This window comes from Streptomyces sp. NPDC031111, from assembly GCF_055570675.1.
On the sequence record NZ_JBVIGS010000002.1, the window covers coordinates 101,909 to 127,581 of the forward strand.

Here is a 25,673-nt window from a genome sequence, read left to right on the forward strand (position 1 = left end):
TACGGTTGACGGAGTCTGCCTGAGGAAAAGAGGGATCGGCATGGACGTCGGGCTCAAGCGCGAGCTGGAGGAGAAGGTCAGGGCCGGTGAGCGGCTGACCCGCGAGGACGGCATCGCGCTGTACGAGTCGGACGACCTGGCCTGGCTGGGCGGTCTGGCGCACGAGGTGAGGACGCGCAAGAACGGCGACGTCGTGCACTTCAACGTCAACCGCCACCTCAACATGACCAACGTGTGCACCGCCTCCTGCGCGTACTGCTCCTTCCAGCGCAAGCCGGGGGAGAAGGACGCGTACACGATGCGCATCGAGGAGGCGGTGAAGCTCGCCAAGGCGATGGAGGGCGAGAACCTCACCGAGCTGCACATCGTCAACGGGCTGCACCCGAACCTGCCGTGGCGCTACTACCCGCGCTCGCTCAGGGAGTTGAAGGCCGCGCTGCCGGACGTCTCGCTGAAGGCGTTCACCGCCACGGAGATCCACCACTTCGAGACGATCTCCGGGCTGAGCGCGAGCGAGATCCTCGACGAACTCATCGACGCCGGTCTGGAGTCCCTCACCGGCGGCGGCGCGGAGATCTTCGACTGGGAGGTGCGGCAGCACATCGTCGACCACCGCACTCACTGGGAGGACTGGTCGCGCATCCACCGGCTGGCGCACGAGAAGGGTCTGAAGACCCCGTGCACCATGCTCTACGGCCACATCGAGGAGCCGCGCCACCGCGTGGACCATGTGCTGCGGCTGCGTGAGCTCCAGGACGAGACCGGCGGCTTCCAGGTCTTCATCCCGCTGCGCTACCAGCACGACTTCGTGGACATGAAGGACGGCAAGGTACGCAACCGGCTCCAGGCGCGGACGCAGATGGCGACGGGGGCGGAGGCGCTGAAGACGTTCGCGGTGTCGCGGCTGCTGTTCGACAACGTGCCGCACGTCAAGGTGTTCTGGGTGATGCACGGTGTGCAGACGGCGCAGCTGGCGTTGCAGCACGGGGCGGACGACATGGACGGGTCGGTCGTCGAGTACAAGATCACGCACGACGCGGACGATTTCGGCACGCCGAACAAGCTGACCCGGGAGGATCTCCTGGACCTCATCCGGGACGCCGGGTTCCGCCCGGTGGAGCGGAACACGCGGTACGAGATCATCCGCGAGTACGCCGGCCCGGACCCGTCGCGTCGGGAGTCGCCCCAGCCGATGCGCGTCTGAAAGGGCTCCGCCCCTTCGACCCCGCCAGGGGGCTCCCGCCCCCTGGACCCCCGGCCTATGCCCACCCACCACCCGACTCGGTGGGCCACATCGCGAGGCGCGGGTCGCGTGTGGCCGGTCGCGCAGTTCCCCGCGCCCCTTTCAGGGGCGTCCAGTGCACGTCCCTGAAAGGGGCGCGGGGAACTGCGCGATCAGCCCCCACTCGGCCGCACCCGGCATGGGTCCGAGCGCCGACGGCGGGTACCCGGCCCGCATGGGGACCGAGGACGCCTACACCGCCGAACCCTTCGTGCCAACCCGGGGCGGTCTCCCCGCCCTGCGCAAAGCGGCCGCGAGCTGCAAAGGTTGCCCCCTGCACAGGGACGCCACCCAGACCGTCTTCGGCGCCGGCAAGGCGACCGCCCGCCTCATGCTCGTCGGTGAGCAGCCCGGCGACCAGGAGGACCGCCAGGGCAAACCCTTCGTCGGCCCCGCCGGCCACCTGCTCGACCGCGCACTCGAAGAAGCCGGCCTCGACCCGGCGGACGCGTACGTCACCAACGCCGTCAAGCACTTCAAGTTCACCCAGGCCGAACCCCGTAAGCGCCGCATCCACAAGGCCCCCTCCCTGAGGGAGATGACCGCCTGCGGCCCGTGGCTCGCCGCCGAGCTCTCCGTCGTCGAACCGGAACTGATCGTCGTGCTCGGCGCGACCGCCGGGAAGGCCCTGCTCGGCTCCTCCTTCCGGGTCACCCAGGTGCGCGGCACCGTACTGGAGGCGGAGATCCACGGACACCCCGAGCGGCTGGTGCCCACAGTCCACCCGTCCTCGGTGCTGCGGGCGGACGACCGGGAGGCGGCGTACCGCGGACTGGTCTCCGATCTGAAAGTGGCTGCACAAGTCCTGGGGTAATGGTTAGTATCGCCGCATGCCCCTTACGTTTACGTTCGACCCCGTCGTCACCCCCGAACTCCGCGACGGCATCCTCGATCTGTGGACCGATGTCACCAACGCGGGCGGGGCGGTCGGCTTCGTGCCGCCCGTGACCCGTGAGGACATCCGCCCCGGACTCGTGCGCCAGCTCGTCTCGATGGCGGAGGAGCGCTCCCGCCTGCTGGTCGGGCACGACGAGGAGGGCCGGGTGGCCGCGACGGCGTTCCTCACCTTCAACACCCACCACCTGATGACCCACTGGCTCTGGCTGTACACGGTGATGGTCCACCCCCGCCACCAGGGCAAGGGGTACGGCCGGGACCTGATGGCCGCCGCCGAGCGGGCCGCCCGCACCGTCGACGGCATCGAGGCGATCCGGCTCACCTGCCGCGGCGGCCTCGGCCTGGAGCGCTTCTACGCCTCCTGCGGCTACAAGGAGGTCGGCCGGGTCCCCGAGGCGATCCGGGTGGCCCCGGGCGACGACCGGGACGACATCGTCATGCTGCTGCCGCTGACCTGAGGCCCGTACCCGGCTGAAAGATCCGGTGCCGGGCGTGCTTCACTGGAAGCGGTCCCTTTGCCTCTTTGGGACGTTCCGGCCGTACGTAGGAAGAGTGGATGAGATGCTCCGCTACACGCTGATGCGCCTCGGGATCTTCGTGGGCTGCCTCGTGGTCGTCTGGGGCCTCGTCTACTCCGGCCTCGCCCCGCGTGGCCTCGGCGACTCCAACGGCCTGTGGGTCATCCTGCTCGCGCTGCTGATCTCCGCCCCCATCAGTCTCGTCGTGCTCCGCAAGGAGCGGGACCGGGCCTCCGAGGGGATCGTGCGGCGGGTGGAGCGGGCCAAGGCCAACCTGGAGGCCAACCGCAACCAGGAGGACGCGGCCGACGACACCGCCCGCGCGCAGGGGCAGGCGCAGGGCCAGGCCTCGTAATCTCCGTAATCTCCGTCACAACCGCGCACCGCACGTCGGCGCCCCGGCTTCCCGAACGCCCTGGGAAACCGGGGCGCTTTGCGTTGTATGGATGCGTTTGACCTCTCGCCTGTCAAAGTAAGGCTTTGAGGATCCCAAAGTTCAGGTGTTACGGTCTCCGGGTGAAGTCAGCAGCCGTGTTCCCCACGCCCCGGAGTGTTCCGCTCGTGGCGCGCCTGCACGTGGACCTCTGCCGGGTCACCGCCGCGAACTGTCGTCCCTGACGTTCCGCCGCCACCCGAGTCCCACGTCACATCCCTCACGCGTCCCCCTCACCGGAGCATGTCCGTGTCCACGAACACGCAGTTCAAGCTGCCCATACGCGCGCCCTTCTGGGCCCAGATACTCGCCGGCCTCGTCCTGGGCGTCCTGCTCGGCTGGCTCGCCCGCAGCCAGGACGTCTCCTGGCTCGTCACCACCCTGGAGAAGGTCGGCGGCACCTTCATCGGCCTGCTGAAGCTGGCCGTCGCCCCGCTCGTCTTCTTCGCGATCCTGGTCTCCATCACCAACCTGCGGAAGGTCAACAACGCGGCCCGGCTGGCCTCGCGCACCCTCCTCTGGTTCATGATCACCTCGCTGATCGCGGTGGCGATCGGCCTGGCCATCGGCCTGATCACCAACCCGGGCTCCGGCACCGGCCTCACCCCGGCGGACGGCGCCGCGCCCGAGAAGACCGGCTCCTGGATCGACTTCCTCACCGGCATCGTCCCGACGGACGTCATCACGCCGTTCACCGAGCTGAACGTGCTCCAGATCGTCTTCATGGCCGCCGTCGCCGGCATCGCCGCCCTCCAGCTCGGCGAGAAGGCCCAGCCGATCCTCACCCTGAGCGAGTCCGTCCTCGAACTCCTCCAGAAGGCCCTGTGGTGGGTCATCCGCCTCGCCCCGCTCGGCACGGTCGGCCTCATCGGCAACGCCATCGCCACCTACGGCTGGGACCTGATCGGCAAGTACGCCACCTTCACCGCCGACATCTACGTCGGCTGCGCGCTCGTCCTCTTCGGCGTCTACCCGGCGCTGCTCGCGACCGTCGCCAAGGTCAACCCGCTCCAGTTCTTCAAGGGCGCCTGGCCCGCCATCCAGCTGGCCTTCGTCTCCCGTTCCTCCGTCGGCACCATGCCGCTGACCCAGAAGGTCACCGAGCGCCTCGGCGTGCCGAAGGAGTACGCCTCCTTCGCCGTCCCGTTCGGCGCCACCACGAAGATGGACGGCTGCGCCGCGATCTACCCGGCCATCGCCGCGATCTTCGTCGCCCAGATCTTCGACATCCAGCTCGGCGTCGGCGACTACCTGCTGATCGCGTTCGTCTCGGTCGTGGGCTCCGCCGCCACGGCCGGCCTCACCGGCGCGACGGTCATGCTGACCCTCACCCTCTCCACGCTGGGCCTGCCCATGGAGGGCGTGGGCCTGCTCCTCGCCATCGACCCGATCCTGGACATGATCCGCACGGCGACGAATGTCGCCGGGCAGGCTCTGGTTCCGGTCATCGTCTCCGCCCGGGAGGGCCTGCTCGACCGGAAGGCGTACGACTCCGTCCACGCCTCCCCGGTCGACGAGCCCCAGCAGGTCGCCGTGGCCGCCTGATCCGGCAGCCGCGAAGGCCACCAGCCGCCCGCACCGACCGGTGCGGGCGGCGGCATGTCCCAGGGGGTACCCGCCGGAGTCGCGCATGCCCCGCGACGCCCGGCCCGCTCCCCACTCTCGGCTGCGCTCGAGCGGGAGACCCCGGAGCAGGTACCGGATGCCGCGAGGCCCGCCCTCCGGGCGGCGGCATGTCCGAGGGCGGACGGGGATTCGTACGCGGGCCCGTACGCTAAGCCATATGGGTGCCGTGAAGACGAAGCGGATGCCGCGTGCGGTCCGTGAGCAGCAGATGCTGGACGCCGCCGTACGGACCTTCGGTCAACGGGGGTACATGGCCGCGTCGATGGACGAGATCGCCGAACTGGCGGGCGTGTCCAAGCCGTTGGTGTACCTGTACCTGAACTCCAAGGAAGACCTGTTCACCGCCTGCATCCGGCGTGAGGCGAAGGCCCTCACCGAGGCGGTGCGCGCCGGTGCCCGCCCGGGTCTGCCGGCCGACCGGCAGCTCTGGTCGGGCCTGACGGCGTTCTTCACGCACACCGCCCGGTACCCCGACGGCTGGGCCGTCCTGCACCTCCAGGCCCGTACGCACGGCGAGGTGTTCGCCGCCGAGGTCGCCGCGATGCGCGCGGAGATAGTGGCGTTCGTGACGCAGCTCATACTCGCCGCCGCCCGTGACGCCCACCGCGACCCCGACCTCCCCGAACACGAGGTGTCCGGGCTCGCGGAGGCCCTGGTCGGCGCCGCCGAGGCCCTCGCCGACTGGGCCAACGCCACCCCCGGAGTCACGGCCCGGCAGTCGGCGGCCACCCTGATGAACTTCGCCTGGGCCGGACTCGGCGACCTGATGGCCGGCCGGCACTGGACACCGCCCGACGACGACGGCGCCTCCGGCGCTCAGACCGGGCGGACCTCCCCAGTGAGGTGAACCCGGTCGCCGGTGCCGCGCAGCTCGAAGCGCCCGCCCCCGGCCGCGTAGGTCACCGTCCCCGGCAGCAGCACCGGCGCCCGGAAGTCCGCCCGGACCTCCGCCGCGTCCGGGATACCGTGCGCGGCGAGGCAGCGGGCCACGGTCCACATGCCGTGCGCGATGGCGCGGGGGAAGCCGAAGAGCCGGGCGGTGAGCGGGTGGAGGTGGATCGGGTTGCGGTCGCCGGACGCGGCCCCGTAGCGCCGTCCGACGTCCCCGGCGAGCCGCCACTCCTCGACGCGGGGCAGCGGCTCGCGCTCCCGCTCCTTCGGCCCGGCGGGCCGGTCGGCGGTCCGGTGCCGGGCCAGATAGGTGCTCCGCGACTCCCATACGAGGTCACCGCCGTCCCGCAGCTCGGTGACCACGGCGGCCTCGGTGCCGCGCCGGTGCGGGGCCAACCCCTCGACGTGCACGGACAGTTCGTAGGCGCCCGTGGACGGTGTCGTCCGGTGCCGGGTGATCCGTATCGACGTGTGGACGAGGCCCAGCAGCGGGAGCGGGAAGTCCGGCGCGCTCATCAGCCGCATGGCGAGCGGAAAGCCCAGCACGTGCGGATACGTCACCGGCAGTGCGTCCTCGCCGGTCGGGAAGCCGCAGACCCGCTCGTACGCGGCGAGGCGGGCGGCGTCCACGCGCAGACCGGGCAGCACCAGCCGGGTGCGGGGGTGACCGGCGTCGGGACGTGGGCGCTTGAAGGGGGACAGCAGGGCCCCGCGCACGAGGAGCGGCGCGAGGGCGGGGGACTTGCCGAGCCCGAGCTCGGCCGGGGGTGCCGGTGTGGACGTCATGGCGCTCACGCCCCCAACAGGCTCTGGCCGCAGACCCGTACGACCTGCCCGTTCACCGCGCCGGACGCCGGGTGGGCGAACCAGGCGGTGGTCTCGGCGACATCGGCCGGGAGGCCGCCCTGGGCGAGGGAGTTCATCCGGCGCCCCGCCTCGCGGATGAACAGGGGAACGGCCGCCGTCATCTTCGTCTCGATGAATCCCGGTGCCACGGCGTTCACCGTCACGCCGTGCTCGGCGAGCGCGCGGGGCGCGAGGGCGCGGACCAGTCCGGTGACGCCCGCCTTGCTCGCCCCGTAGTTGGTCTGGCCGGCGTTCCCGGCGATCCCCGCGATGGAGGCCGTGGCGACGATCCGCCCGCCCCGGTTCAGGGCGCCGGCGGAGAGCAGCGCGTCGGTCGTGCGCAGCACGCTCGCCAGGTTCACCTCCAGTACGGGGAGCCAGCGCTCGGCCGGCATGTTGACCAGTCGCCGGTCACGGGTGATGCCCGCGTTGTGGACGAGCACGTCGAGGCCGTCGGGGAGCGCCTCGGCGATCCGGGCGCCCGCGTCGGCGGCGGTGATGTCGAGGGGGAGCGCGATGCCGCCGAGCCGTTCGGCGACGCGCCGGGCGTCCTGTTCCGCCTGTGGTACGTCGAGGACGACCACCTTCGCGCCGTCCCGGGCCAGGGTCTCGGCGACCGCCTCGCCGATGCCGCGCGCGGCACCGGTCACCAGGGCGGTGCGGCCGGCGAGGGGGCGGTCCACGTCGTGGGGGGCGGCGGCCTCGTACGCGCCGACCCCGATCACCTGGCCGCTGACGTAGGCCGACTTGGGGGAGAGCAGGAAGCGGAGGGTGGACTCGGCGGCGGGGGCGTCGGTGAGGCGGACCAGGTTCACGGTCCTGCCCCCGCCGATCTCCTTGCCGAGGGAGCGGGTGAATCCCTCCAACGCCTGCTGGGCGGCGGCCTGATGGTGGTCGGCGGGGTCGAGCGGGGCGCCGAGCACCACGATCCGGCCGCTCGTGGTGACCGACCGTACGACGGGATGCAGGGCCGCGTGCACCTCCGCGAGCCCTTCGACGTCCCGGATGCCGGTCGCGTCCAGGACGACGGCGGCGGGCCGGCCGGTGTCGTCGTTCCGGGCGGGTCCGGTGCGGGCGAGGACGGGTTCGAGGTCGGGGGCGGACTTGCCGGCCGTGAGGTGGAGCAGGCCGCCGTCCAGCTCCGGCCGCTCCGGTGACCAGCGGCGCAGCGGCGCGGGCCGGGGCAGGCCCAGGCGGCGCGTCAGAAAGCGGCCGGGCGCGGTGCCGGTGAAGCTGAGATAGCGGTCGGCCATGGGGAACTCCCGGCGGGGTCTGAGGGGGCTCGCTCGGTGCGGGGGCACATGACTTACCCCGTTGCTTACTCTGGAGTAAGGTTACCGGAGGTAAGACTATGTCACGGTGAGGAGCAGGTCGAGATGAGCACCCTGAAGCCGGCCGCTGTCCGGCGCGTCGCGGTCATCGGCGGCAGCCGTGTCCCCTTCGCCCGCTCCGACGGCCCCTACGCCACCGCCTCCAACCAGGAGATGCTCACCACCGCGCTGGACGGCCTCGTCGAGCGGTACGGGCTTCAAGCGCCGGGCGCGGTGGGTGAGTTCGTCGCCGGGGCGGTCCTCAAGCACAGCCGCGACTTCAACCTCGCCCGCGAGACGGTCCTCGGCTCACGGCTCGACGACCGCACCCCCGCCTACGACATCCAGCAGGCCTGCGGCACCGGACTCCAGGCGGTCGTCGCCGCCGCCAACAAGATCGCCCTCGGTCAGACGGAGGCCGCGATCGCCGGCGGCGCCGACACCGCGAGCGACGCGCCCCTCGGCGTCAACGACGACCTGCGCAAGGTGCTGCTGGAGGCGCGGCGCGCCAAGTCGCCGGGCGCCCGCCTCAAGGCGTTGACGAAGGTGCGCCCCCGTCACCTCGTCCCCGACATCCCGCGCAACGCCGAACCGCGCACGGGACTCTCCATGGGCGAGCACGCCGCGGTCACCGCACGCGCCTGGGGCGTCACCCGCGAGGCCCAGGACGAACTCGCGGCGACCAGTCACCAGCGGCTGGCGGCGGCGTACGAACGCGGCCTGTTCCAGGACCTCGTGGTGCCCTTCCGCGGCCTGGACCGCGACCAGAACCTGCGCCCCGGTTCGACGGTCGAAAAACTCGCCGCGCTGAAGCCGGTGTTCGGACTGGACGGCCCCAACCCCACCATGACCGCGGGCAATTCGACCCCGCTCACGGACGGCGCGGCGCTCGTGCTGCTCGCGAGCGAGGAGTGGGCGGAGGAACGGGGCCTGGCCCCGCTGGCATATCTGACCGCGTACGAGACGGCCGCCGTGGACTTCGTGCACGGTGACGTCGCCGGCGGCGAGGACGGCCTGCTGATGGCACCGGCGTACGCGGTCCCGCGCATGCTGGAGCGGGCCGGACTGGGCATGGCGGACTTCGACCTGATCGAGGTCCACGAGGCGTTCGCCTCCCAGGTGCTGGCCACCCTGGCCGCCTGGGAGAAGCGCGGACTCGCCCCCGTCGACCGCTCGCGACTGAACGTGGCGGGCTCGTCCCTGGCGACCGGTCACCCGTTCGCCGCCACGGGCGCCCGCATCGTGGCGACCCTGGCGAAACTCCTCGCCGAACGGGACGCACCGGGACGCGGACTGATCTCGATCTGCGCGGCGGGCGGGCAGGGCGTCACGGCGATCCTGGAACGTACGTGAGTGACCCTCACGTAACCCACGACACTGCACACGCCCGTCCCGGGACCATCCCCGGACCCGCACAGACCCCCCACGTGAGCACCGTACGATCCCGGCACCGACCGGTGGTAATCCCTTTCCCCGCCGGCCATCGGTGAGCGCCTCGGCGTGCGAGGCACGTACGTCGTGGCACCCAGCAGTTCCACTGCACCGCCTCAGGAGCCGCCCGTGTCCACCGCGTATCCCTCCGCGTTTTCCTCCGGTCTCGACGACGACGTCTACGGAGCACCCGTCCTGGTCGAGCCAGAGATCCGGCGGCTGGACGGAGTCGTACGGGAAGTGTCCGTGCCGCCGTTCGCCCGGCCGGTGCGGCACGGCTCGCTCGCCGACCTGCCGTTCGAGAACGCGAGCACGGCACCGCACGCGGTGGTCCTCAGCCGGAAGACCCCGGACGGCAGTTGGAGCGACGTGACGGCCGCCGCGTTCGCCGCCGAGGTCCTGGCCGTCGCCAAGGGGCTGATCGCCGAGGGCCTGACCCCGGGCGACCGCATCGCCGTCATGGCCCGCACCATCTACGAGTGGACCGTCCTCGACTTCGCCGCGTGGGCCGCCGGACTGGTCACCGTCCCCATCTACCCGACCTCCTCCGTCTTCCAGGCCCGCTGGATCCTGCACGACTCCGGCGCCGTCGCCCTGATCACGGAGACCGCCGGCCAGGCCGCCGCCCTCGGCCCCGAGTTCCCGCACCTTCCCGACCTGCGGCGGGTGTGGACCGTCGAGAAGGGCCACGTCGAAGCGCTCGCGGAGGCCGGCGCGCACATCCCGGACCAGGAGGTGGAGGTACGCCGGGGAGTCCTCGGCCCCGACACCCTCGCCACCCTTATCTACACCTCGGGCACCACGGGCCGGCCCAAGGGATGCGCCCTCAGCCACGGCAACTTCTTCGCCGAGGTCGACAACGCGATCGAACTGCTCTACCCCATCTTCAAGGCCCGGACCAGTGAGGAGGCCTCCGTCCTCCTCTTCCTGCCCATGTCCCACGTCTTCGGCCGCATGGTCGCCGTCGCCTGCGTACGCGCCCGGGTGCGCCTCGGCCACGCCCCGAGCCTCGCGGCCGAGGACCTCCTGCCCGACCTGGCGAGCTTCCGGCCGACCTGCCTGCTGACCATCCCGTACATGCTGGAGAAGGTCTTCAACACCGCCCGCGCGAAGGCGGAGGCGGGCGGACGGGTCTCCACGTTCGACCGCGCGGCGTCCGTGGCCCGCCGCTACGGCGAGGCGGTCGAGGCCCGGCAGACGGGAGCCGGTTCCGGCCCGTCCCGGGCCCTGAAGACCTCCCGCGCCTTCTACGACCCGCTGGTCTACCGCAAACTCCGCAACGCCATGGGCGGCAGGGTCCGTTACGCCATCTGCGGCGGCTCCCCGCTCGGCCGCCGCCTCTCCGCCTTCTACGCCGGTGCCGGCATCGAGATCTTCGAGGGCTACGGCCTGACGGAGACCACCGGCGCCTCGACGGTGACGCCCCCGCTGAAACCCCGCCTGGGGACGGTGGGCTGGCCCCTGCCCGGGACGCGGATCAGGATCGCGGCGGACGGCGAGATCCTGGTCGGGGGAGAGCATGTGCTGCGCGGCTACTGGGACCCGCAGGCGGGCGGTGTCGTCCCCGCCGCCCCCGACGGCTGGCTTCCCACCGGCGACATCGGCGAACTGGACGACGAGGGCTATCTGACCATCACGGGCCGCAAGAAGGAGCTGATCATCACCTCGGGCGGCAAGAGCATCGCCCCGGCCCCGCTGGAGAACTGGCTCCGCTCACACCCGCTGATCTCGCAGGTCATGGTGGTCGGGGACAACCGGCCGTACGTCTCCGCGCTGATCACCCTCGACCCCGACGGCATCACCCACTGGCGCCGCATGAACGGCAAGCACCCGGTCCCCGCGAAACTCCTGGCCGACGACGAGGAACTGCACGCCATCCTGCAACGCGCGATCGACGAGGCCAACAAGATGCTCTCCCGCCCGGAGTCGATCCGCCGCTTCACGATCCTCCCCGGGGACTTCACGGAGGAGGCGGGCCATCTGACCCCGTCGATGAAGCTGCGGCGGGAGGAGATACTGCGGGACTTCGCGGGGGAGGTGGAGGGGCTGTACGGGGGGTAGGGGCGGGTGGTGACGGTTGGCGGCGCGCTGTCTACGCGACACCCACGGCCCGCAGCGCCGCCGCCGTCCCCGCCGCACCGAGGACGACCACCGCGAACGGCGCCCGACGCCACGCCAGCACCCCGCCCACCAGCACCCCCACGGGGCGCGCCCACCCGGCGAAGGCCCCGCCCTCGGTGAGCGCCCCCGTCGCCAGCAGCGCCACCAGCAGGACCACCGCACCGGCGGACAGCAGCTCCTGCACCCGGGCCGGTAGTTCGACCCGTCCGTGCAGGGCGGGCCCGACCAGCCGGAACGCATACGTCCCGACCGCCAGCACCAGGATCACCGCGACCGTCGCACTCACCCGGACCACCCCGGCCGACGCCCGAGACCGCGCCCTCGCCCGTACAGCACCAGCCCCGCCAGAGCCACCAGCACGGGCACGCCCGCAGGCACCAGCGGTGTCACCGCCAGGGCCAGCACGGCGCCCGGCAACGCGGCCCGGCGGACGTCCGCGTCCCGGCGCAGGGCGGGCAGCACCAGGGCGACCAGCACCGCCGGGAAGGCCGCGTCCAGTCCGTACCGCGCCGTGTCCCCCAGCGCGTCCCCGGCCAGGGCGCCGACCAGCACCCCGGCGTTCCACACGGCGAACATCCCGAGCCCCGAGATCCAGAACGCCGCCCGTCGCCGGGCCGGGTCCCGCTGGGCCAGCGTGAAGGCCACCGTCTCGTCGGTCACCAGATGCGCGCCGACCAGCCGGGCGAGCCGTCCCCGGCCGAGGTGCTCGGCGACGGCGAGGCTGAAGGCGGCCGTACGTGTGTTGAGCAGCAGCCCCGTCACCGCCGCCGCGACCGGACCGCCCCCGGCCAGCAGGACGCCGACCGCGCTGAACTGGGCGGAGCCCGCGTACACCACCAGTGACATCACCACCGGCACCCAGACCGGCAGCCCGCCGGCGACGGCGATCGCCCCGAACGACACGCCGACGATGCCACCGGCCAGACACACCAGGGACACGTCCCGGACCAGGGACGAGGAGGAGGGTGTTCGCGGTGTTCGCTGTACCGAACGCATGTTTTCTACAATGGACGGATGAGCTCGTGTTCGTCAAGGCGAACGATTCGACTGCTGGAGCGAACGACATGACCGACGGCCCCCCGCCCCGCCTTCCCCTCGACTGGATCGCCGCCGCTCTGCGCCGCGAACGCACCCGCGCCGGACTCTCCCTCTCCGAGCTGGCCAAACGCGCCGGAATCGCCAAGTCCACGCTGTCCCAGCTGGAGGCGGCGAGCGGGAATCCGAGCATGGAGACGATCTGGGCGCTGGCGGTGGCGCTCGGCGTGCCGTTCAGCGCGCTGGTGGAGCCCCCTGCGCCGTCCGTTCAGGTGATCAGGGCCGGTGAGGGGCCGAGCGTACACTCCGAGCAGTCCAGTTACGTGGCCACGCTGCTGTCGGCCGCTCCGCCGGGCGCGCGGCGCGACATCTACGCCGTGGGGCTGGAACCGGGGACCGTACGCGCCTCCGACCCGCACATTCCGGGGACGGTGGAGCACATCGTGGTGAGCGCCGGACGGGTGAAGGCGGGGCCCGACGAGGAGAAGGCGGAACTCGGCCCTGGGGACTACATGACGTACCGCGGGGATGTGCCGCACACGTACGAAGCACTGGAGACCGGTACGCAATTCGTGCTGATCATGCAGCACGTATGAGAGGAATTCCCCGAATATTCACCGGGGCATTTCGGTGGGTGTGGGAGGGAAAAGGCAGGAGCCCCGTCGCCTGACGGCGCGGGGCTCCTTGGGTACTGCTAGTCGTTCCCGGATCGGAGGATCAGACCGGGGTGACGTTCTCCGCCTGCGGGCCCTTCGGGCCCTGCGTGACGTCGAAGCTCACCTGCTGGTTCTCCTCGAGGGAGCGGAAACCGCTCGCGTTGATCGCGGAGTAGTGGACGAAGACGTCGGGGCCGCCGCCTTCCTGGGCGATGAAACCAAAGCCCTTTTCGGCGTTGAACCACTTCACGGTTCCGGTAGCCATAAGCCCTCCTTGGGCCCAAAGGGTTGCCCTGCTCCAGAACCAGCAAGTGTGAAGACAAGTTCCGCACAATCGCTCATGTCTGAGAACGACGAGAGCCCGCGGTCACATGCTCCGCAGGCTCTGTACTGCAAGGGAAACCAAACTGCAACTTGCGAACGAGCCTAGCACGCGGGGACCCGAATGCAATAGAGGTCAAGATCACGTCACCCGAATGTTTGAACACCCCGTCCGTCACGGGTGTCGTTCGAACGCTTGAGCGGGCAAGGGGGTGAGGGCCCGACCGCCCGGGGCGAGGGCTAGCCTCACGATGTGGACAATCCTCGCACCCGGCCGCGCGTCGGCCACATCCAGTTCCTGAACTGCCTGCCCCTGTACTGGGGGCTCGCGAGAACGGGCACGCTCCTCGACTTCGAGCTGACGAAGGACACCCCGGAGAAGCTCAGCGAGCAGCTGGTGCAGGGCGACCTCGACATCGGGCCGATCACCCTCGTCGAGTTCCTCAAGCACGCGGACCGACTCGTCGCCTTCCCGGACATCGCCGTCGGCTGCGACGGCCCCGTGATGTCCTGCGTGATCGCCTCGCAGGTCCCGCTGGACCGGCTGGACGGAGCCCGGGTCGCCCTCGGATCGACCTCCCGCACCTCCGTACGCCTGGCCCAGCTCCTCCTCGCCGAGCAGTACGGCGTACGGCCCGACTACTACACCTGCCCGCCCGACCTGAGCCTGATGATGCAGGAGGCCGAGGCGGCCGTCCTCATCGGCGACGCGGCCCTGCGCGCCAACATGCTCGACGGGCCCCGCTACGGCCTCGACGTCCACGACCTGGGCGCGCTGTGGAAGCAGTGGACGGGGCTGCCGTTCGTCTTCGCGGTGTGGGCGGTGCGCCGCGACTACCTGGAGCGCGAACCGGTCATCACCCGCAAGGTGCACGAGGCCTTCCTCGCCTCCCGCAACCTCTCCCTGGAGGAGGTCGGCAAGGTCGCCGAGCAGGCGGCCCGCTGGGAGGCCTTCGACGAGGAGACCCTCGCCCAGTACTTCACCACCCTCGACTTCAGCTTCGGCGCCCCGCAGCTGGAGGCGGTCGCGGAGTTCGCCCGCCGGGTCGGACCGACGACGGGCTTCCCGGCGGACGTGAAGGTCGATCTGCTCCAGCCGTGAGGCCGCCGGCGGCCCGCCCACTACCCTGCTGGAAGGTTCCGGCGTACGGGGCGTGACGGGGGAGGGGTGGACGCCATGCGGCCGCTCGAAGTGGACGAGCCCACGGTCGTGGGGCCCTACCGGCTGCTCGGCCGGCTCGGCTCCGGCGGCATGGGCCGGGTCTATCTGGGCCGCAGCGCCGGGGGCCGCACGGTCGCGGTGAAGATCGTGCACCCCCATTTCGCGCTGGACGAGGAGTTCCGCGCCCGCTTCCGGCGCGAGGTCGACGCCGCCCGCCGGGTGGGCGGCGCCTGGACGGCGCCCGTCCTGGACGCCGACCCCGACGCCCGGGTCCCCTGGGTCGCCACCGCCTACGCGGCCGGCCCGTCCCTCACGGCGGCGGTCACCGACACCGGCCCCCTGCCCCCGTCCACCGTGCGGGCGCTGGGCGCGGGACTGGCCGAGGCGCTGACGGCGGTGCACGAACTGGGCCTGGTACACCGGGACGTGAAGCCGTCCAACGTCCTCCTCACCCTCGACGGCCCCCTGCTCATCGACTTCGGCATCGCCCGCGCCACGGACAGCACGGCCTCGCTCACCTCCACCGGCGTCTCGATCGGCTCCCCGGGCTACATGTCCCCCGAGCAGATCCTCGGCAAGGGCGTGACGGGCGCGGCGGACGTCTTCTCCCTCGGCGCGGTCCTGGCGTACGCGGCGACGGGCAGCCCGCCGTTCCCCGGCGACTCCTCGGCCGCGCTGCTGTACAAGGTCGTGCACGAGCCGCCGGAGCTGGGCGAGTTGGGCGGCGAGGTACGTGAACTCGTAGAGGCATGCCTCGACAAGGACCCGTCGGCCCGCCCGACCCCCACCGAACTGGCCGGCCGCCTCGCCCCCGAGGGCGCGGCCCGCCTGATGACGGGCGGCTGGCTGCCCGGCAGCCTGGTGGAGCAGGTGAGCCGGGCCGCGGTGCGACTCCTCAACCTGGAGGCGACGGGGGACGCCCCGTCGGGGCCGGTGGGCTTCAGCAGTCCGTCGGTGGGCGGGGAGGCGGGCGACGGGCTGGATGGTGTGTCGGGCGGCGGGGGCTCGGTGGGCGGTGGGTTCGGCGGCTGGCCGGCCGGTGAGGGCTCGGTGGACGGTGGACTCGGCGGCCGGTCGGCCGGTGGGGCTCCGTCAGCCGGGCGGTCGGGCGATCCGTCGGCGGGGGTGGCGCCCGGAGGGGCGGCATCCGGCGCCCTCGGTGATCCCTCGGCCGGTGGGTTCGGCTTCCCGTCGGCCGGGGCGGCATCCAAGGGTATGGGCGGCCCCCCGGAGGGGGGTTCTCCGGCGGCCGGGGCTGGGTCCGGCGGGCTCGGTACCCCGGCGGAGGCGAGGTTCGCGGGCCTTGGCGGTCCGGCGGAAGGCAGCCCTCCAGGGGCCGGGGAGGGGGCCGACGGGTCCGGTTTCCCGCCTGCCGACGGGACAGGGGCGGGAGCGGGCGGCGCGGTGATCGCGGGACCTGCCGGAGGCGCCCCGTCCGGAGGGCCTTCGCCCGCCGGAGCGGCGGCCGCCGGATTCACCGGCCCGTCGGCCAACGACGCCCCCACGGCCGGAGCGGCGGCGGCGTCCGGGACGTTCGGCCCGCCGCCGGTGATGCCGGGCCCGAGGGGCGCGGAACCCACCCCCGAGCAGCCCCGCGACGCGCCCCCGCACCCGCCGACCCAGCCGGTGGACCAGCACCGCGCCCCCGGCAAACTCTCCGTTTCCTTCGCGGCGACCTCCACCCCCGACCACGGCGGCCGGGGCCGACGCGTCAGCTGCACGGTGGCCCTCGCGGTGGCGGGCGCCCTGGCCGCCGTGACCGTCGGCTCCGTGCTCGTGCTCGACGTGCTGCCGGGCGGCTCCGGAGGCGCCGCCCAGTCCGACGGCGGAAGCCAGACCGAACAACCGGCCACCCCCACCACCGTCCCCGCCGCCTACCTCGGCACCTGGGAGGGCCAGGCCAACTCCCGCGACGGCATCAGCATTCCGCTCGGCACGTTCCGGGTGACACTCACCCAGGCCAAGGTGGGCGAGCGGGTGGGCACCCTCCGCCACACGGACATCTTCGGCGGCACCTGCGACGACGTCCTCACCCTGAAGCAGGTCACGAAGAAGCAGCTCGTCGCGACCTCCGTCGGCGCCAAGTCCAACCGCGACGTCTGCAACCCGGCCCGCCACACGGTCCGCCTCACCCCGGCCGGCGACGACCTCGTCTACGAGTCGGACAGCAAGGAATCGGGGTCGCCGAAGGCACGGTTGTCGAAGATCAAGTAAGTATCTTTCAGCTCTCCCGGTCGCTGTCCGTCTCCCCGTACTCACTAATGTGTCTGCGTTGGCGAACGACACCAGGCGCAGCACATGCCTCACGGGCATCACGACGGGGAAGGCCACCATGGAGACACTGCAGCCGGACGACCCTCGCGAGTTGGGCCGTTACCGCCTGCTGGGAAGACTCGGTGCCGGCGGAATGGGGCGTGTGTACCTGGCGCGTTCGCCCGGTGGCCGTACCGTCGCCGTGAAGGTGGTCCGCCCGGATCTTGCGGCGGACGCGGGCTTCCGGGACCGCTTCCGGCACGAGGTGGAGATCGCCAAGGCGGTCTCCGGCCGCTACACCGCACCGGTCGTGGACGCCGACCCGGACGCCTCACTGCCCTGGCTGGCGACGTCGTACGTGCTCGGTCCCGACCTCACCGAGGTCGTCGCCGCGCATGGCGCGCTGCCGGAGCACACGGTCCGTGCCCTGGCCGCCGGCCTCGCCGCGGCACTTCAGGAGGTGCACGCGGCGGGTCTGGTCCATCGTGACCTCAAACCGTCCAACGTCCTGCTGGCCGCCGACGGTCCACGCGTCATCGATTTCGGCATCGCCCGGGCGGTCGACGGAAGTCGTATGACGCAGACCGGAGTCGTGGTCGGATCGCCCGGCTACATGTCCCCGGAGCAGGCGCAGGGAAAGGATGTCGGCACCGCCGGCGACGTCTTCTCCCTGGGAGCCGTACTCGCGTTCGCGGCGACCGGCAGGGGGGCGTTCGGCGACGGATCCTCCTCGCACGCGGCGCTGCTCTATCAGATCGTGCACGGTGAGCCCGACCTCACCGGCGTACCGCAGTCGCTGCTGGGCCTGATCCGCGCCTGTCTGATGAAGGACCCCGCGCAGCGCCCCGCACCGGCACAGATCGTGGCATCCCTTGCCCCGCAGGGCGTCGAGCCCGTCCTGACCGACTGGCTGCCGTCGGCCGTGGCGTCCACGATCGCGACACACGCCGCGAGGATCCTCGACCTGGAAGCCCCCGACTCGGCTCCGGCCGGAGCGTCCTTCGGCCCGGCGCCGACCATGACGGCGGGCACGGCCGCGACGGCCGTCCCGGGCCAGGCGTACGGCAGTCCGCCGGCCCCGCGATACGGCGGAGCGTCGACGCCGGGGTACGGCACCCCCGCCCACGGAGGTGGCGGCCCGGGCACCCCCCTCCCCGGAACGGTGCAGCTCGGCGGGCAGCCCGACGGCCGGTCCCGTCGCAACGTACTCGGCCTGACGCTCGGCGCCGCCGCCGGTGTGGCCGTGGTCGGTGGCGGAGCGGCCTGGTGGCTCACGCGGAACGAGGACGACACCCCCGCGACGGGCCGGGGCGGCGCGGCCGAACCGGCCGGGGAACGGTTCACCACGCCACCCCCCGGCGTCGCGCCGCAGCCCCTGTGGCACAAGTCGGCGGCCGAGGACGGCACCAGCCCGCGGGTGCCCCTGCTCACGCACGACGGCCTGCTCCTGATCAGCGGCGATCCGCTGGTGGCCTACGACGTGAAGACGGGCAGGGCACGCTGGTCGAAGGAAGGCGTCTGCCGGCCGGGAGAACCCCTTCTCTTCCACGGTGGCAAGGTGTTCCTGGCCGACGGCGACTACGACGGCGTACTCGTCGCCCTCGACGTGAGGACCGGCGAGGAGGTGTGGCGGAGCCGCCTCGGCAAGACCGTCACGGTCGAGTCCGCCGTCGCGATCGACGACAAGCACGTCTATGTCACGGCGAACGACTACGGCGAGTCCAGGAGCGCCACGCAGTACCGCACGGCCGTGGCCGCCATCAGTCACACCACCGGCAAGAAGGTGTGGCTCCAGAAGCGGGACTGGGGCACCAGGGACTACGACGTCCAGGGCGATGTCTCCGGCAAGTACCTGGTCTACGCCGACTCCAACAAGAACCTCACCGTGCGGGACACCGCCACCGGCGCACAGTTGTGGACCAAGAAGATCGGTGACGACTGGAGTTGGCAGCCCACCGTCGCGAACGGTCTCGTCTTCCTGCCGGGCGACGAACTGACGGCCGTCGACGCCGACACCGGCGCCACCCGCTGGACCCTGTCCCCCAACGGCCGCCGGAGCTTCCGCAACCCGTCGGTGTTCGACGGCGTGCTCTACGTCAGCGATCACGACGACGGTGTCTGGGCAGTGAACGTCAAGACCGGCAAACGGACCTGGCTCTGCGACGACCTCGAGGTCGAGGGACCGGAGACGTTCCTGCGGGTCGGCTCCTCGCTGTACGGGGCGACCGGCAGCCTCGACGGCGGCATCGTCGCCCTGGAGGCCAGGACCGGCAAGGTCCGCTGGGTCTACGACGACAACAAGAGCAACGGCGAACCGTGGCAGGTGACCATCTCCGGCAACCGGCTGCTGGTCACCCACGGACCGGAGATCTACGCGCTGCCGGCCGTCTGACGCACGGTCGGAACCGGCACCGACGCCGGTCAGCCGAAGCAACGAATGTGGCCGCAGGGGCCGACGGGGAGGATGAACCGCCATGCAGATGCTGGTCACGGTCGTACGGGAGGGCGGTGAGCCGCAGGACGTCGTCGTCACCACGGACGACACCGCCACGGCGGGCGACGTCGCGGAGGCACTGGCGGCCGCCCTCGGCGGGCCCGGCGGCCCGGAGGGTGTGCCCGGCAACGTCGTCCCCCTGCCCGGCGCCTCGGGAGCCCTCCCGTACGGCCATGGCGCGGTGGCCGCCGGAGCACCGTTCCTGTGGGCCGACGGTGAGCGCTGCGATCCCTCCGCGCCGGTGACGGCCGTCCTCCAGGACGGCATGCGCGTCTCGGTCGACGACTCGATCGGCCCACTGCTGCGCAAGGGGGAGCCGGTCGGACAGTACGAACTGAGGGTGGCCGGCGGTCCCGCCTCCGGCCGGGTGGTCCGCCTGGGCATCGGAGTGGCCACGGTCGGTGCCGCGCCCACGTGTTCCCTTCCCCTGACGGACACGTCGCTGCCGCCGGTCGCCCTGAGGATCACCATCGACATGAAGGGCGGCACCACGCTCGTCCCCGAGGGCGGGGCCGAGGTCCTCCTCGACGACCAGGCGGTGACGTCCGGTACCCCTTGGCCGCTCGGCGGCGTCGTCCGGGTCGGTGACTCACTGCTCGTACTCGACCGGGTGGCGGAGCCCGACGCCCACCTGTCCGCGATGAGCGAGGGCGGCCTCGCCTACAACCGCCCGCCCCGGCTGTCCCCGCTGCGGCCCCGGCGGCGGCTGGTGGTGCCCGTACCGCCCACCAAGGGGGACAGGGCCCGCTTCCAGTTCATCATGGCGTTCATGCCCATGCTCTTCGGCATCGGCATGTGGCTCCTCACCAAGCAGATCTACATGCTGCTCTTCTGCCTGATGAGCCCGATGATGATGCTCGCCCAGTGGCTCAGCGAGAACCGCGAGGGCAAGAAGAAGCACAAGACCTCCGTCAAGCAGTACAAGAAGGACCTCGCCGCCCACGAGGCGGACCTCGCCGCCCTCGGCAAGGAGGAGCAGCGCGCCCGCCGCGCGGACAGCCCCGACCCGGCCGAGATCCTGCTGTTCGCCACCGGACCGCGCCGTCGTCTGTGGGAGCGCCGGCTCACCGACCCGGACGCCCTCCAGCTGAGGGTCGGCACCGGCCATCTGCCGTCCGACGTCGAACTCGTCCTGGGCCGCGGCGGCTCCCTGTACGAGGAGGAGCGCCCCGAGCCTCCCGTCCTCCCGGACGTTCCCGTCACCCTCCCCTTCACCGAGCTCGGCGTGGTCGGCGTCGCCGGGGACCGGTCCCGTGCCCTGGCCACCGCCCGCTGGCTCGCCGTCCAGGCCGCGGTGCTGCACAGCCCGCGGGACCTCTCCCTCGTGACGCTCGCGTCCACCCCGAACGCCGGCGCCGACTGGCACTGGGCGCACTGGCTGCCCCACGCCGGCCCCACCGAGGGACAGGACTGCGTCGCGCTGGTCGGCTTCGACTCGGAGGGAATCACCCGCCGTGTCAACGAACTGCTCAACGAGCTGGCCCGGCGCAAGGCCTCCCGCGAGCAGAACAACATGACCGGGCAGCTGTACCCGGACCCCAACGTCCTGCTCGTCCTCGACGGGGCCCGGCTGCTGCGCCGCGTCCCCGGTGTGCCCCAACTGCTCGCCGAGGGCCCCCAGTACGGCATCCTCGCCCTCTGCGTCGACGAGGACGAGCGCCTGCTGCCGGAGGAGTGCAAGGCCGTCGTCGCCTGGTCCCCCGACGCAGCCCACCACGTCCGGGTCCGCGGTCACGGCCTCGAGGCCGCGGGGGACGTCCTGGCCGACCAGGTCACCCCGGAGTGGTGCGAACTGCTCGCCCGCTCCCTCGCCCCCGTCCGGGACGTCAGCCGGGACGACGCGGGCAGCGCCCTGCCCACCTCCGCCCGGCTGCTGACGCTGCTGGGCATGCCGGACCCGACCGGGACCGACGTGGAGCGGATCTGGCGGGCGGGCGGCTCCACCACGGCGGCGCCCGTCGGCATCGCCGCGGACGGCCCCTTCGTCCTCGACATCCGGCGGGACGGACCGCACGCGCTGGTCGCGGGAACCACCGGTGCCGGTAAGTCGGAGCTCCTCCAGACGATCATCACCTCGCTGGCCGTCGTCAACCGGCCCGACGCCCTCAACTACGTCCTCATCGACTACAAGGGCGGCAGCGCCTTCATGGACTGCGCCCGGCTGCCGCACACGGTCGGCATGGTCAGCGACCTCGACGCCCACCTCACCGAGCGGGCCCTCGCCTCGCTCGCCGCCGAGCTGCACCGCCGGGAGAAGATCCTCTTCGACGCCGCCGCCAAGGACATCGAGGACTACAACGACACCCGCAAGCTCCGCCCCGAGCTGGAGCCGATGCCCCGACTGGTCCTGGTCATCGACGAGTTCGCCTCGCTGGTCGCCGAACTCCCCGACTTCATCGCGGGCCTGGTCGACATCGCCCGCCGGGGCCGCTCCCTCGGCGTGCACCTGGTCCTGGCCACCCAGCGGCCCGCCGGTGTGGTCAGCGCGGACATCCGCGCCAACACCAACCTGCGGATCGCGTTGCGCGTGACGGACGCCTCGGAGTCCATCGACGTCATCGAGGCGCCGGACTCGGGCGCCATCGCCAAGTCCACACCGGGCCGGATGTACGTCCGCTCCGGTGCGCAGTCCCTGGTCGGCGTGCAGTCGGCGCGCATCGGTGGCCGCCGGCCCGCCACCGGGCAGACCGGTCCGAAGGCCACGCTGCTGCCGCTGCCCTGGAACGCTTACGGCCGCCCGCTGCCCAGGCGCGCCGAGGCCGAGGACGACGGCACCATGGTCACCGACCTCGCCGTCCTCGTCGACGCGGTGCGGGACGGCGCCCGGCGCATGGGCTTCGGTGAACAGCGCAGTCCGTGGCTGCCGCCGCTGTCGGAACAGGTCACCCTGGACGAGCTCACCGTGGCGGAGTTCACCTCGGGTGAGGCAACGGACGTGGCGCCGATCCCGTACGGCCTGATCGACCTGCCGGCCAAGCAGTCCCGTACGCCACTGTCCCTGGACCTGGTGCACGGCGAGCACACCATGCTGCTCGGCGGTGCCCGCTCCGGGCGGTCCACCGCCCTGCGGACCCTGGCGGGCTCGCTGGCCCGCAGCACCTCCCCGCACGACGTGCACCTCTACGGCATCGACTGCGGCTCCAACGCACTGCTGCCGCTGATGCGGCTGCCGCACGTCGGTGCCGTGGTGACACGCGACGAGCCGGACCGGGTCCGGCGGCTCATCGAACGCCTGCTGGCGGAGATCGCCCGTCGGCAGCAGTTGCTCGCGATGGAAGGCGCCTCCAGCGCGGCCGAACAGCGGGCGACGGCCGCGCCGGAGGACCGGCTGCCGTGGATGGTTCTCCTGCTGGACAGCTGGGAGGGCTTCGCCTCCGCGTTCGAGGCGTACAACTACGGCCAGCTCCTCGAGGCGGCCCAGCGCATCTTCCGTGAGGGTTCCGCCGTCGGCCTCAAGGTCGTCATGACCGCCGACCGCAGCGGCCTGAGCGGTCACGTCTCGTCCGCCTTCGCCGATCGGCTGGTGCTGCGCTTCGCCGACCCGAACGACTACTCCACGGCCGGGCTCCAGCCCCGCGAGGTCCCCAAGAACATGCCTCCCGGACGCGCCCTGCGGATCACCGACACGGGCGTGGACGAGACCCAGATCGGCCTGCTCACGGACGACCCCGCCGGTCAGGCGCAGGTGCGGGCGCTGCGTGAGATCGCCGAGGAGGCGGCGGCCCGGCACGGCCGGGTCCCGGCCGAGCGACGCCCTATGCGGGTGGACGCACTCCCCTCGCGCATCACGGTGTCCGAGGCCCTCGCCCTCGACCCCGACTTCACCGTGCCCTCCCCGCTCTGGGCGCTGATCGGCGTCGGCGGCGACGAACTCCAGCCGATCGGCATCGACCTGGAGGAGAGCGGACCCGGCTTCGTCATCGCCGGCCCGCCGAAGTCCGGCCGCTCCACGCTGCTGGTCGCCGCCACGGAAACCCTGCTGCGTTCCGGCACACCGGTGGTGCTGGTCGCCCCGCGCCGGTCACCGCTGCGCGAACTGGATGGCCGGGAGGGCGTTCTGGGCCTCCTCAACGCCGACAGCCGCGAGGACGACCTCGACGAACTGGTGGACAAGGCGTCCGGCGGCTCGTACGTCGTGATCGTCGACGACGCGGAGCTCCTCTACGACACCCGCCTCGACGAGGCCCTGGAAACCGTCGTCCGCAAGGGCGCCGACGGCGGCATCGGCCTCATCGCGGCCGGCTCCACCGACAGCCTCTCGGGCCAGTACCGCGGCTTCGCGGTAGAGGCCCGCAAATCCCGCAACGGCATGCTCCTGACCCCGCAAAGCCCTTCGGAGGGCGAACTCTTCGGCATCCGCCTGCCGTCGAGCAGCGGCGGCGGCGCAGCGGGGAGCGGGCTGTTCGTGGCCGGGGGCTCGTTCATGCCGATTCAGGCGGTGATGAACGGGTGAGGGGGGTGCGGAGCAGTCGGCGGCGGCGGACGGTACCAATGAGTGCCCCAGTCAGGAAGAACGTCGCGACAGCTGAGGCGCCGTAGGCGGGCAGATTCGTCGGCGGATCGATGACCCAGTCGTGCAGGAGGGCACGTGACGGGTCCTTTGGGTCGTACGTAACCATCATCGAGTCGCCTGAGTGAGCATCAGGGAGCATCCCTGCGTAGTCCCAGAGTTCCGTCTCAGTTCCTGACTGTGGGCCTTGGAGAAACTTGACGCGCACGTACCTGGGCTTGTTGTCGACTCCAGTGACCGCGGCAACGACTGTAACCCCGTCCGCACGTAGGTCATGGATCAGAGACCGCGAAGGGAGCCAGAAGAACAACGCCAGCGCTAGGCAGAGCAGAAACCCGCCAAGGATGCCCCAGATCATTCGAGGTGTGGGTGTCACTGGGCGATTGCCTCCTGAAAGCCGATCGGCCGTACGCCTCCGCTTCACGAAAACCACCTTTCTACCGTGGTCTTCACGCTGGAGGCCGCATCACCGACCGCCTTGCCCGCATCCTTTACCGATCCCGTTACAGCGTTGATGGCCTTCTTGCCCGTTGGAGTTTTGAGGGCATAGGAGACTCCGTAGCCCACACCAAAACCGACCACAACGCCCGCTGCGATTCCCCACCCGACGGGACCTCCGGCCGTTGCCACCACGGCCATCGTGCTCGCAGTCATGCCGGATCCGGCAGCCATCCCACCCACATTGGCCGCCACGGCAACATCCATTTCCTCGCCGTGATCGATGTCCCACCCAATGGCCCCGACCGTGAGCACCGTGCCGACCAACGGGAGCTTGCCGCCCGTGTGGAGGGCGCGGCCGAAGAGTGTTGACGAGTTGGGTGGGGCTAGGCCGGGGACCTTGCCGATGAGCCAGCTGCCGCCGTCCGCGACGGAGAATTCCATCAACCGCGACAACGTACCCATGCCGAACTTGCCGAGAATCCGCTCCGCCTCCGCAGCCGAGTGTCCAGCGGCTCGGCCCGCGCGTTTGGCCGCGTTCTTGAACTGCCTCTTTTCCGCCTTGCTCATGCTCAGCCAACGCTGATCACGCAGCCGGGCCGCCTCGTCGGAGAACTTCTGCGACCGTTCCCAGAAGTGCCCGGCGTACTTCGCCTGCATGCCGATGACGGACGCCAGCAGCCCCGCCGTGTCGGACCACGTGTCCCCGGGATCGCCGAGCTTCTTCACCGCGATCTCCGTGTGCTTCCACGCGAGGGCCCACAGATCGACGTCGTCGCCCTGCATGAGTGCCCTGTTGAACACGGCCGTCGGCTCGTCCTCGCCGATGTCACCGTGGAAGAGGGCGACCGCCTTGGCGAAGCCGGGAGCGGGAGGGTCCGCGTCGACCGCGGTGGTGAACGCGGAGCCGAACACCTTGGCGTCCGCCTCCGCCGTGGGCGCCTTCGCGGCGGCGACGGTCACCGGCAGTACCTTCAGCAGCGCCGGATCGAGCTTCGCGTAGAACGCCGAGGTGAAGTCGGGGTCCCCCTTGTTCTCGGCCAGCACCGCCGCGATCCGGTGGAACTCCGCACCCGCCTTGCCCGGGGCGAGGTCCGCCGCCAGAGACGTCTCCTCGGCGAGTGCCTTGCCTTTCGTTCTCGCCTCGCCGATCCCCAGAACCGGCTCACGCACCCGGACCATGGTCCCGGTCCCGCCCCTGAAACCTCCCCGCTCCGTCTCCATGGCCGCTGCCAGGGCCTGTCTCCGGCGCAGCATGGGAAGTTCGTCGTCCACCCAGCCGGCGATCCTGCCGATCTCCGTCAGATGTGCCGTGTCCAGACCGAACTTGCGGAACCTGGAGAGGTACACGGTTTTCGCGCTGTGCAGCGCCTTGCTGCCGGATTCGAGGTCCTTGATGGTCCTCAGCAGGTTGTCCGGGTTGATTCCGGAGAAGTTCGGGTCGACCAT

The 25,673-nt window shown here is 71.6% G+C and carries 20 protein-coding genes; 14 read left to right on the forward strand and 6 right to left on the reverse strand.

The features are described from left to right. Positions 1–40 precede the first annotated feature (40 nt). The 7 genes from mqnE to ACZ470_RS04165 all read left to right on the forward strand — a co-directional run bounded on the left by mqnE (position 41) and on the right by ACZ470_RS04165 (position 5,603). Positions 41–1,204, forward strand: coding sequence for an aminofutalosine synthase MqnE (gene mqnE, locus ACZ470_RS04135; RefSeq protein WP_468424228.1), 1,164 nt, complete (start codon positions 41–43; stop codon positions 1,202–1,204). Positions 1,205–1,457: 253 nt separating this feature from the next. Beyond that, complete coding sequence (locus ACZ470_RS04140) at positions 1,458–2,096, forward strand: UdgX family uracil-DNA binding protein (protein WP_468424230.1); 639 nt, start codon at positions 1,458–1,460, stop codon at positions 2,094–2,096. A gap of 16 nt (positions 2,097–2,112) precedes the next feature. Continuing rightward, positions 2,113–2,637, forward strand: a complete 525-nt coding sequence (locus tag ACZ470_RS04145) for a GNAT family N-acetyltransferase (protein ID WP_468424232.1) — start codon at positions 2,113–2,115, stop codon at positions 2,635–2,637. A gap of 103 nt (positions 2,638–2,740) precedes the next feature. Then, the gene (locus ACZ470_RS04150; protein WP_468425168.1) at positions 2,741–3,052 is read left to right on the forward strand and encodes a DUF4229 domain-containing protein; all 312 of its coding nucleotides are present in this window, start codon (positions 2,741–2,743) and stop codon (positions 3,050–3,052) included. A gap of 176 nt (positions 3,053–3,228) precedes the next feature. Next, positions 3,229–3,315, forward strand: a complete 87-nt coding sequence (locus ACZ470_RS04155) for a putative leader peptide (protein ID WP_311642580.1) — start codon at positions 3,229–3,231, stop codon at positions 3,313–3,315. 58 nt (positions 3,316–3,373) lie between these two features. After that, positions 3,374–4,675, forward strand: a complete 1,302-nt coding sequence (locus ACZ470_RS04160; protein ID WP_468424234.1) for a dicarboxylate/amino acid:cation symporter — start codon at positions 3,374–3,376, stop codon at positions 4,673–4,675. A gap of 238 nt (positions 4,676–4,913) precedes the next feature. Continuing rightward, positions 4,914–5,603 carry a TetR/AcrR family transcriptional regulator gene (locus tag ACZ470_RS04165; protein WP_468424236.1) on the forward strand — a complete coding sequence of 230 codons (690 nt, stop codon included), beginning with the start codon at positions 4,914–4,916 and terminating at the stop codon, positions 5,601–5,603. On the opposite strand, the gene ACZ470_RS04170 is transcribed toward ACZ470_RS04165, so the two are convergent. Both ACZ470_RS04170 and ACZ470_RS04175 read right to left on the reverse strand, forming a co-directional pair. Next, complete coding sequence (locus ACZ470_RS04170) at positions 5,573–6,433, reverse strand: MaoC family dehydratase (protein ID WP_468424238.1); 861 nt, start codon at positions 6,431–6,433, stop codon at positions 5,573–5,575. The genes ACZ470_RS04165 and ACZ470_RS04170 overlap by 31 nt on opposite strands. A 5-nt stretch (positions 6,434–6,438) precedes the next feature. Then, entirely contained in the window at positions 6,439–7,746 is a 1,308-nt protein-coding gene (locus ACZ470_RS04175; protein ID WP_468424240.1) for a 3-oxoacyl-ACP reductase, read from the reverse strand. A 123-nt stretch (positions 7,747–7,869) separates the two neighbouring features. Between ACZ470_RS04175 and ACZ470_RS04180 the strand changes: the two genes are divergently transcribed. Further along, on the forward strand, positions 7,870–9,156 hold the full coding sequence (locus ACZ470_RS04180; protein ID WP_468424242.1) for an acetyl-CoA C-acetyltransferase: 1,287 nt from the start codon (positions 7,870–7,872) through the stop codon (positions 9,154–9,156). 207 nt (positions 9,157–9,363) lie between these two features. Then, positions 9,364–11,295: an AMP-dependent synthetase/ligase gene (locus tag ACZ470_RS04185; RefSeq protein ID WP_468424244.1), complete on the forward strand. Its 1,932-nt coding sequence runs from the start codon at positions 9,364–9,366 to the stop codon at positions 11,293–11,295. Positions 11,296–11,326: 31 nt separating this feature from the next. On the opposite strand, the gene ACZ470_RS04190 is transcribed toward ACZ470_RS04185, so the two are convergent. Next, entirely contained in the window at positions 11,327–11,641 is a 315-nt protein-coding gene (locus tag ACZ470_RS04190) for an AzlD domain-containing protein (RefSeq protein ID WP_468424246.1), read from the reverse strand. Beyond that, on the reverse strand, positions 11,638–12,351 hold the full coding sequence (locus ACZ470_RS04195; RefSeq protein WP_468424247.1) for an AzlC family ABC transporter permease: 714 nt from the start codon (positions 12,349–12,351) through the stop codon (positions 11,638–11,640). Before ACZ470_RS04195 ends, ACZ470_RS04190 begins: the two co-directional genes overlap by 4 nt. 68 nt (positions 12,352–12,419) lie before the next feature. Here ACZ470_RS04195 and ACZ470_RS04200 point away from each other — a divergent pair, with 68 nt between their 5' ends. After that, positions 12,420–12,986 carry a helix-turn-helix domain-containing protein gene (locus ACZ470_RS04200; protein WP_468424249.1) on the forward strand — a complete coding sequence of 189 codons (567 nt, stop codon included), beginning with the start codon at positions 12,420–12,422 and terminating at the stop codon, positions 12,984–12,986. Between the two features lie 121 nt (positions 12,987–13,107). Here the strand turns inward: ACZ470_RS04200 and ACZ470_RS04205 are convergent, their stop codons facing one another. Further along, positions 13,108–13,311, reverse strand: coding sequence for a cold-shock protein (locus ACZ470_RS04205; protein ID WP_003992177.1), 204 nt, complete (start codon positions 13,309–13,311; stop codon positions 13,108–13,110). A gap of 309 nt (positions 13,312–13,620) precedes the next feature. On the opposite strand from ACZ470_RS04205, the gene ACZ470_RS04210 reads away from it, so the two are divergent. From ACZ470_RS04210 to ACZ470_RS04225, 4 genes are all read left to right on the forward strand, one after another. Then, complete coding sequence (locus tag ACZ470_RS04210; RefSeq protein ID WP_468424251.1) at positions 13,621–14,469, forward strand: menaquinone biosynthetic enzyme MqnA/MqnD family protein; 849 nt, start codon at positions 13,621–13,623, stop codon at positions 14,467–14,469. A gap of 75 nt (positions 14,470–14,544) precedes the next feature. Then, on the forward strand, positions 14,545–16,743 hold the full coding sequence (locus ACZ470_RS04215) for a serine/threonine-protein kinase (protein WP_468424253.1): 2,199 nt from the start codon (positions 14,545–14,547) through the stop codon (positions 16,741–16,743). A 118-nt stretch (positions 16,744–16,861) separates the two neighbouring features. Then, the gene (locus ACZ470_RS04220) at positions 16,862–19,174 is read left to right on the forward strand and encodes a protein kinase domain-containing protein (RefSeq protein ID WP_468424255.1); all 2,313 of its coding nucleotides are present in this window, start codon (positions 16,862–16,864) and stop codon (positions 19,172–19,174) included. Positions 19,175–19,256: 82 nt separating this feature from the next. Further along, a complete protein-coding gene (locus ACZ470_RS04225) occupies positions 19,257–23,729 on the forward strand; it encodes an FtsK/SpoIIIE domain-containing protein (protein ID WP_468424257.1) in 4,473 nt (1,490 codons plus the stop codon). Between the two features lie 477 nt (positions 23,730–24,206). Here the strand turns inward: ACZ470_RS04225 and ACZ470_RS04230 are convergent, their stop codons facing one another. Continuing rightward, positions 24,207–25,673 carry a hypothetical protein gene (locus ACZ470_RS04230; RefSeq protein WP_468424259.1) on the reverse strand — a complete coding sequence of 489 codons (1,467 nt, stop codon included), beginning with the start codon at positions 25,671–25,673 and terminating at the stop codon, positions 24,207–24,209.

What these genes read in the sequence shown, in the direction of transcription:
- ACZ470_RS04160 (WP_468424234.1), top strand. Translation starts at nt 3,374, where the DNA reads ATGTCCGTGTCCACGAACACGCAGTTCAAGCTGCCCATACGCGCGCCC.
- ACZ470_RS04180 (WP_468424242.1), top strand. Translation starts at nt 7,870, where the DNA reads ATGAGCACCCTGAAGCCGGCCGCTGTCCGGCGCGTCGCGGTCATCGGC.
- ACZ470_RS04225 (WP_468424257.1), top strand. Translation starts at nt 19,257, where the DNA reads ATGCAGATGCTGGTCACGGTCGTACGGGAGGGCGGTGAGCCGCAGGAC.
- ACZ470_RS04205 (WP_003992177.1), bottom strand. Translation starts at nt 13,311, where the DNA reads ATGGCTACCGGAACCGTGAAGTGGTTCAACGCCGAAAAGGGCTTTGGT.
- ACZ470_RS04140 (WP_468424230.1), top strand. Translation starts at nt 1,458, where the DNA reads ATGGGGACCGAGGACGCCTACACCGCCGAACCCTTCGTGCCAACCCGG.
- ACZ470_RS04165 (WP_468424236.1), top strand. Translation starts at nt 4,914, where the DNA reads ATGGGTGCCGTGAAGACGAAGCGGATGCCGCGTGCGGTCCGTGAGCAG.
- ACZ470_RS04195 (WP_468424247.1), bottom strand. Translation starts at nt 12,351, where the DNA reads ATGCGTTCGGTACAGCGAACACCGCGAACACCCTCCTCCTCGTCCCTG.
- ACZ470_RS04230 (WP_468424259.1), bottom strand. Translation starts at nt 25,673, where the DNA reads ATGGTCGACCCGAACTTCTCCGGAATCAACCCGGACAACCTGCTGAGG.
- ACZ470_RS04170 (WP_468424238.1), bottom strand. Translation starts at nt 6,433, where the DNA reads ATGACGTCCACACCGGCACCCCCGGCCGAGCTCGGGCTCGGCAAGTCC.
- ACZ470_RS04220 (WP_468424255.1), top strand. Translation starts at nt 16,862, where the DNA reads ATGGAGACACTGCAGCCGGACGACCCTCGCGAGTTGGGCCGTTACCGC.
- mqnE (WP_468424228.1), top strand. Translation starts at nt 41, where the DNA reads ATGGACGTCGGGCTCAAGCGCGAGCTGGAGGAGAAGGTCAGGGCCGGT.
- ACZ470_RS04150 (WP_468425168.1), top strand. Translation starts at nt 2,741, where the DNA reads ATGCTCCGCTACACGCTGATGCGCCTCGGGATCTTCGTGGGCTGCCTC.
- ACZ470_RS04175 (WP_468424240.1), bottom strand. Translation starts at nt 7,746, where the DNA reads ATGGCCGACCGCTATCTCAGCTTCACCGGCACCGCGCCCGGCCGCTTT.
- ACZ470_RS04145 (WP_468424232.1), top strand. Translation starts at nt 2,113, where the DNA reads ATGCCCCTTACGTTTACGTTCGACCCCGTCGTCACCCCCGAACTCCGC.
- ACZ470_RS04215 (WP_468424253.1), top strand. Translation starts at nt 14,545, where the DNA reads ATGCGGCCGCTCGAAGTGGACGAGCCCACGGTCGTGGGGCCCTACCGG.
- ACZ470_RS04200 (WP_468424249.1), top strand. Translation starts at nt 12,420, where the DNA reads ATGACCGACGGCCCCCCGCCCCGCCTTCCCCTCGACTGGATCGCCGCC.